The organism is Sphingomonas sp., assembly GCF_031426035.1.
Lineage (GTDB): Bacteria > Pseudomonadota > Alphaproteobacteria > Sphingomonadales > Sphingomonadaceae > Sphingomicrobium.
Genome location: NZ_JANPKO010000145.1, coordinates 22,591 through 29,853 on the forward strand (window position 1 = coordinate 22,591; position 7,263 = coordinate 29,853).

5 protein-coding genes are annotated in these 7,263 nt (G+C 69.1%); 2 read left to right on the plus strand and 3 right to left on the minus strand.

Annotation, left to right across the window (positions count from 1 at the left end):
- The first annotated feature begins 23 nt into the window (after positions 1-23).
- The gene (locus RMP08_RS10720; RefSeq protein WP_310468991.1) at positions 24-2,348 is read left to right on the plus strand and encodes a filamentous hemagglutinin N-terminal domain-containing protein; all 2,325 of its coding nucleotides are present in this window, start codon (positions 24-26) and stop codon (positions 2,346-2,348) included.
- Complete coding sequence (locus RMP08_RS10725; RefSeq protein ID WP_310468992.1) at positions 2,348-3,016, plus strand: L,D-transpeptidase; 669 nt, start codon at positions 2,348-2,350, stop codon at positions 3,014-3,016. Before RMP08_RS10720 ends, RMP08_RS10725 begins: the two co-directional genes overlap by 1 nt.
- A gap of 9 nt (positions 3,017-3,025) precedes the next feature.
- On the opposite strand, the gene RMP08_RS10730 is transcribed toward RMP08_RS10725, so the two are convergent.
- The 3 genes from RMP08_RS10730 to RMP08_RS10740 form a co-directional block, all read right to left on the minus strand.
- On the minus strand, positions 3,026-3,760 hold the full coding sequence (locus RMP08_RS10730; protein WP_310468993.1) for a DsbA family protein: 735 nt from the start codon (positions 3,758-3,760) through the stop codon (positions 3,026-3,028).
- A complete protein-coding gene (locus RMP08_RS10735) occupies positions 3,757-5,097 on the minus strand; it encodes a M48 family metalloprotease (protein WP_310468994.1) in 1,341 nt (446 codons plus the stop codon). Before RMP08_RS10735 ends, RMP08_RS10730 begins: the two co-directional genes overlap by 4 nt.
- 85 nt (positions 5,098-5,182) lie before the next feature.
- A partial coding sequence (locus tag RMP08_RS10740; RefSeq protein ID WP_310468995.1) for an Rne/Rng family ribonuclease occupies positions 5,183-7,263 on the minus strand: 2,081 nt, incomplete at its 5' end.

The following is a 7,263-nucleotide window of genomic DNA, read 5'->3' on the forward strand; positions in this document are numbered from 1 at the left end:
CGCTTCACCCAAAGGAACACCGCATGACCACCGACCGCACCGAGCGCGTCCGCGCGACGACCGAGCGTCGGCCCGCATTGTTCGCGTCAACCGCGATGACTGCTTTCGTTCGCCTGTCGCTATGCGGAATTGCCGGCGCTTTGGCCTTGGCCGCGCCCGCGCAAGCCCAGGACCTGCCCACCGGCGGCGTCGTCAGCGGCGGCCAGGCGACCATCTCTACCAGCCCCTCGACGATGACCATCAACCAGGCCAGCCACAACACCGTAATCAACTGGCAGACCTTCGACATCGCCTCCGGCCACTCGGTCAATTTCGTTCAGCCCAACAGCAGCTCGGTCGCCCTCAACCGCGTGCTCGGGCCCGATCCGTCGTCGATTTTCGGCAATCTCTCGGCCAACGGCCAGGTGTTCCTGGTCAACCCCAACGGCGTGCTGTTCGGCGCCACCGCCAACGTCAATGTCGGCGTGCTGGTCGCCTCGACCCTTAACATCAGCGACGCCGACTTTACCGCCGGCCGCTACCGCTTCTCGGGCGCCAGCCGGGCGTCGGTCGTCAACCGCGGCGCGATCAACGCCGACCGCGGCTACGTCGGCCTGCTCGGCGCCAATGTCGACAACCAGGGGCTGATCCAGGCCAACATGGGCGTGATCGCCTTGGCCGCGGGCACCGCCGTCACGCTGGACGTCGCCGGGGACGGCCTGCTCAGCGTCGCCGTCGATCACGGCGCGGTGGACGCACTGGTCCAGAATGGCGGCCTGTTGCGCGCCAATGGCGGCCAGGTCGTGATGACCGCGCAGGCCGCCGGAGCCCTGCTCAGGACCGTCGTCAACAATAGCGGCGTGATCGAAGCGCAGACGCTCGGCACCCACGCCGGCCGGATCCTGCTGTTGGGCAACATGCACAGCGGCACCGTCAACGTCGCCGGCGTGCTGGATGCCAGCGCCCCGGCCGGGGGCAACGGCGGCTTTATCGAAACCTCGGCAGCCAACGTGAGTGTCGCCGACGGCGTGCGCATCACCGCCGAAGCCCCGCTCGGGACCGCCGGCACCTGGCTGATCGACCCCACCGATTTCATCATCGGGCTCGGCGGCGACATGTCGGGCGCCGAGCTGTCGGCCATCCTCGTCACCACCAATGTCGTCATCAGCACGCTGGCCTCGGCCGGCGACGGCGCCGGCGGCAATGGCGACATCTTCGTCAATGACGCCGTGGCATGGACCGCGTCGGGCAATCCGACCACGCTGACCCTCAACGCCCTGCGCGATGTCGACATCAACGCCGCCATCACCGCCACCAACGGCAATCTCGTGGTGTGCTGCGGCCGCGACGCCAACGTCAATGCGCCGATCACCACCACCAACGGCAGTATCCTGCTCAATGCCGGCCTGGATGTGAACGTGTTCTTCGCGATCACCACCACCGACGGCAACATTGCGCTCTGTGCCGGCCGCAACATCCATATCGACGCCGCGGTGACCTTGACCCGCGGCTCGACAATCCCGGCGGAAAGCCTCGGCTTGCCGGTCGGCCTGACCTTGATCGCCGGCTCGGCCGGGACCGGGCCGGGGGTCGAGGCGGGGACCTTGATCTTCGCCCCGCTCGCCCCGCCGACCACGGTCACAGTGGCGCCGGTGACGATCAACTACAATCCGGTGTCCTACGCCTCGCCGACCGACTTCTCGACCCAGTTCGTGCTCACCGAGGGCGCGTCGCTGACCCAGCGGATGCTGCTCCACCCCAACGGGACCCGCGTTTTCGACGGCTCCACCGCGGCCGTGCTGACGGGCTTCAACACCACCGCCGCCTCGGGCATCCCGAGCGGGGTGAGCCTGGTCGCCGGTCCCGGCGCGAGCGCAACGTTCGACGATGCCGCCGTCGGCAGCGGGGTCGGGATTACCTATGAAGGCTACAGCCTGACCGGCGCCAACGCCGACCAATATGCCCTTGCCGGGTCATGCTGCGTGTCGACCTTCCGCACCACCGGCACGATCACGGCGGTCGTCCCCCCGCCACCGCCACCGCCTCCGCCACCGCCTCCGCCTCCGCCGCCGCCTCCGCCGCCTCCACCGCCGCCTCCGCCTCCGCCGCCTCCGCCGCCGCCGGTCACGCCGCCGCCGGTCACGACGCCGCCGTCGACGATCTGGACTCCGCCGACGATCGGCGTCGTGCCGCCGCTGGTCCCTCCGCAGGAGGTCCCGCTGGTGGTTGTCGATCATCCGGTGGTGCCGCCGGTCGAGCTTGCGCAAGTGCAGCCCGTGCCGGCGCCGCAGCCCGCGCTGGTCCGGGAAGAGGAAGTGCGCCGGGCGCACGTGCGGGTCGAGCGCCCGCGCAAGCAGGCGCGGCATTGATGCCTCTCCGGCTGCCGGCAATCTTCCGCCCCGACCGACTGGTCGTTGCCGCCAGCCTGATGCTGGCGGCGACGGCCGCGCCCGCGCCCGCCGCGTCCGCCGCGCCGGCCGCGCCCGCCGCTCCGGCTGCACCGTCAGCCGAAGTGACCCGGCTGCTCGGCTGGATCACGCAGTCGGGCGACAACCTCGAACTGCCGTTCGTGATCGTCGACAAGGTTCAGGCGAGGGTGTTCGTGTTCAACCGGGACGGCGCGCCCGGCGGCTCGGCGTCGGCTTTGCTGGGCCTCGGCCGCGGCGACAAGTCGCCGGCCGGGATCGGCCTCAAGCGGCTCGCCGACATCCTACCCGCCGAGCGCATCACGCCGGCCGGGCGCTTCATCGCCGCGCTCGGCAACGACCTCGGGCAAGCCGATATCCTGTGGGTCGATTACGACAACGCGATCTCGCTTCACCGCGTAATCGCGGGCAATCCCAAGGACCGCCGCCGCCAACGCCTTGCCTCGGCCTCGACCGACGACAACCGCATCTCCTACGGCTGTATCAACGTCGCGAGCGCATTCTTCGAGACTGTTATCCTGCCTGCTTTCAACAGGACCAACGGGGTGGTCTACATCCTTCCGGAATCGACCTCGATGGAGCAGGTTTTCGGCCTCCCCCTGGCGAGCTGAAGATCGGCTTCAGCCGCGCGCCCGGGCGTCCTCCACGGCTTTCTTGAGCGCGTCGTAGCCGGCGGCGCTGTTGATCACGCGGTCGCCGACGATGAACAGCGGCGTTCCGGTTGCGCCGAGCTTCGAGGCGAGCTCGAAATTGCGCTTGAGCTCGGCCTCGATGGCCGGGTCTGCCGGCGGGGTCGGGGCGATCGCCGCGGCGCGCGCGGCGGCGCCGATCGTCTCCGCGCCCGGGCGCCCGGCCGCAAACAGCGTGTCGTGGAACTGGTTGAAGCGCCCGGCCCGCGACGCCGCCAGCGACACCCGCGCGGCGGCGACGCTGTCCGGGCCGAGGATCGGCAGCTCGCGGAACACCACGCGCAAGCCCTTGTCTTCGTTGATTAATCGCTCGATGTGGGGGAGGCTGGTGCGGCAGTAGGGGCAGGCGTAGTCGAAGAATTCGACCATCACCACATCGGGTTTTGCAGCGCCCTTCCACGACGATCCAAATGGTGTTTCCAGTGCCGCACGATTGGCCGCGAGGGTCGGCTCGTACTGGCGGTCGCGCAGTGCGTCGGCGGCGTCGGCGAGGATTTGCGGGTCGGCAAGCATCCCCGACCGGACGATCCTGCTGCTCAGCCATTGCGGCGCGGCGAATACCAGCAGAGCGGCCGTGATCAGCGCACCGACAATCCCGCCGGCCAGTGCGGGCCACACCACGGACCTCGGCGGAGGAGCCGCGGGCACCCGGTCGTCGTCGGTCATTGCTCGGTGGTGTCCTTGTATCTTTTGTCTTTCTTGAGCTCGGCCAGGGACACCATGGCGATATCCTGGGCGCGGATATGGTCGGGCGTGCCGGCCGGGATGCCCTTCATCGCCGCCCTAGCGCTCGACAATGCGAGCTTGGGCTTGCCCTCGAGATTGCTGCGCTCGGCGGTCGCCAGCATGGCGCGCGGCAAATCGCCTTCGCGGTCGTAGATGATGCCCAGCTGGTACCACGCGAACGGGTTCTGGTTGTCGCGGTTGACCGCCGACTTGAGCATCGCCTTGGCCTCGGGGATCAGGGCCGGCTTCTCGGTCGAGATCAGGGCATGGGCGAGCATCGCCTGGATCAGCGGGTGCTGGTTGGCCGCAGCGACCGATTCGCGCAGCGGCGCGACGGCGTCCGCCGGGCGCCCGGATTCGAGCAGGATCTGGCCCTTGAGCTCAAGGAAGAAGGGGTCGTTCGGCGCCGTCTTGAGCAAGGCGTCGGCCTCGGCCAACGCTTTGTCCGGGTAGGCGCCGAGGTGGTAGGCGTAGGCGCGCGCATAATGCGCCGGCACGCTCTGGTTACTCTCGGGATATTTGATCACCGCCTGCTTGGGATCGACGAAGCCGTAAAGCTTGGCCTTGACCCGCTGGAAGCGCGCTTCGAGCGCGGGGTCGGACGGGCGCTCCCACGCCGGATCCTTCTTGTAGATGTCGGTCAGCGTCGCGATCCGCTCGCGCGAGAGCGGGTGGGTGCGGTCGTAGCTTTCCTTTTCGAATACAGCGATGCGGAACTCCTGGTTCTGCAATTTCTTGAAGAATTCCAGGCTGCCCTTGCCGCTGATCCCGGCCGCCGACAGGTATTTGGCGCCCGCCATGTCGGCCGAGCTCTCCTGCGTCCGGGTGAAAGCGAGGAAACGGCCCATCGCGGCGCGCTGGCCGGCCGCCATGATGCCCATTCCGGCATCGCCGGCACCGGCCGCGATGGCGATCGCCCCGAGCACCATTGTGGCGATGGCGATCCCCGTCGCCTCCTTGGCGCCCTCGTCGATGCGGATGGCGTGGCCGCCGGCCACATGGCCCAGCTCATGGGCGACCACCGCCTGAACCTGGTTGACGTTGTCGGCCGCCGTAATCAGCCCCGACTGCAGATAGACCTTCTGCCCGGTGGCGACGAAGGCGTTGATCTCGGGATCGTTGAGCAGCACCACCTCGACGCTCTTGGGATCGTGGCCGGCGGCCTCGATCAACGGCTTGGCGATATCTCGGAACAATACCTCGGTTTCGCTGTCGCGCAGGACCGACTGGGCGGCCGCGGGCTGCGCGATGGCACATGCCAGCAACACTGCGAGCATGATGCGGCGCATGGCGCGGGAAAGCGGGGAATGCATGCCCCCGCGATCCCACTTGGCTGCTGAACCCGCGATGAAAGCCGCCTCCCTAGCCGAACGTCCGCTGCCACCAGCCGCCACGCCGCGGCTCGTCCGGCTCGTCGCCCGCCGGGTCGTTGTCGGCACTGCGCGGCGCGCTTGCGGTTTCCGCCGCCGGTTCCGCGTCGAGCGCCGCGGCCGCCTTGCGCGAGCGCGGCTTGCGGGCAGGGGCGGTAGCCTCGGCAGCGGCCTCGACCGGCACCGCCTTGACCGCCGCTACCTTGGCCGGGGCCCGCTTGGGCACCGCCGCCGCGGTGGCCTCGGCCGCCTCGATCACGGCGTCGGCCTTGGCGCGCGCCTTGGGCCGGCGACGGGCGCGCGGCTTGGCTTCCTCGGTGAGTTCCGCAGCCGCGACCGGCTCCTCCTCGGCCACCGGGCTGTCGGGCTCGACCGCATCGGGCGCGCCGACCTCCGACGGGTCGCGGGCAGCGCCGGCCTTGCGGCCACCACGGCGGCGGCGGCGCGGCCGCTCGCCGTCCTGCTCCGCGTCACGCTCGGGAGCCTCGGCGATGTCCTCGCGCGGCTCGTCGCTGGATGCCGCGTCCTCCGCCAGCGGCGCCTCGGCGACATTGCCTTCGCCTTCCTCGCGGCGGCTGCGTCCGCGCCCGCCACGGCGGCGGCGGCGGCGGCGGCGAGTGCGTTCGCCATCCTCGCCCAACTCGCCTTCGCGTGGCTCACGCGCCTCGCGCGGCTCACGGGATTCGCGCGGCTCACGGGCTTCGCGCGGCTGGCGCGGCTCGCGCCCCTCGTCGTCCTCGATATCCTCATCGGCGACGTCGATCTCATCTTCGAAATCATCATCGTCATCGACCGGCACCGGCGCCGGCGCCTGCTCCGAGCGCACCGGGCGCGGGCCCGACGCATCGACCGCCATGCGCGCGCCTTCGAAGCTCTCGTCAATGGTGACGTCGACCGACACCCCGTAGCGATGCTCGATCTCGCCCAGCTCGGCGCGCTTCTTGTTGAGCACGTAGATCGCCGCCTCGCGCCCGGCGCGGAGCAGGATCTTGTCGCCGCGGCCGCGCGTCGCTTCATCCTCGATCATGCGCAGCGCGCTGAGGCCGGCCGACGACGCGGTGCGCATCAGCCCGGTGCCTTCGCAATGCGGGCAGGCCTTGGTCGACGCCTCGAGCACTCCGGTGCGCAGGCGCTGACGGCTCATTTCCATCAGCCCGAACGAACTGATGCGGCCGACCTGGATGCGCGCACGGTCGTTCTTGAGCGCGTCCTTCATCGCTTTCTCGACTTTGCGGACATGGCCCGACTGTTCCATGTCGATGAAGTCGATGACGACCAGCCCGGCCATGTCGCGCAGGCGCAGCTGACGGGCGATCTCGGCCGCGGCCTCGAGATTGGTGGCGAACGCGGTCTGCTCGATATTATGCTCGCGCGTCGAGCGGCCCGAGTTGATGTCGATCGAGACCAGGGCCTCGGTCGGGTTGATCACCAAATAACCGCCCGATTTCAGCTGCACCACCGGGTGGTACATCGCCGACAATTGGTCCTCGACCCCGTAACGCTGGAACAATGGCGTGGTCTCGGCATGCAGTTTCACCCGCCGGACGTGGCTCGGCATCAGCAGCTTCATGAATCCGCGCGCGGCCTTGTAGCCTTCCTCGCCCTCGACCAGCACTTCGTCGATCTCGCGGTGATAAAGGTCGCGGATGGCGCGCTTGATGAGGTCGCTGTCGCGGTAGATCAGCGCCGGGGCGCTCGATCCCAACGTCTTTTCGCGGATCTCGTCCCACAGCCGCGCGAGGTAATCGAAATCGCGCTTGATCTCGACCTTGGTGCGCGACAGGCCGGCGGTGCGCACGATCAGCCCCATCGACTGCGGCAGCTTCAAGTCGCCCATGATCGATTTCAGCCGCTTGCGGTCGGCGCCGTTGGAGATTTTCCGCGAAATGCCGCCGCCATGGCTGGTGTTGGGCATCAGCACGCAATAGCGGCCAGCCAGGCTCAAATAGGTGGTCAGCGCGGCGCCCTTGTTGCCGCGCTCCTCCTTGACGACCTGGACCAGCAGCACCTGGCGGCGCTGGATGACGTCCTGGATCTTGTAGCGGCGGCGCAGCGACTGGCGCCGCTGGCGCA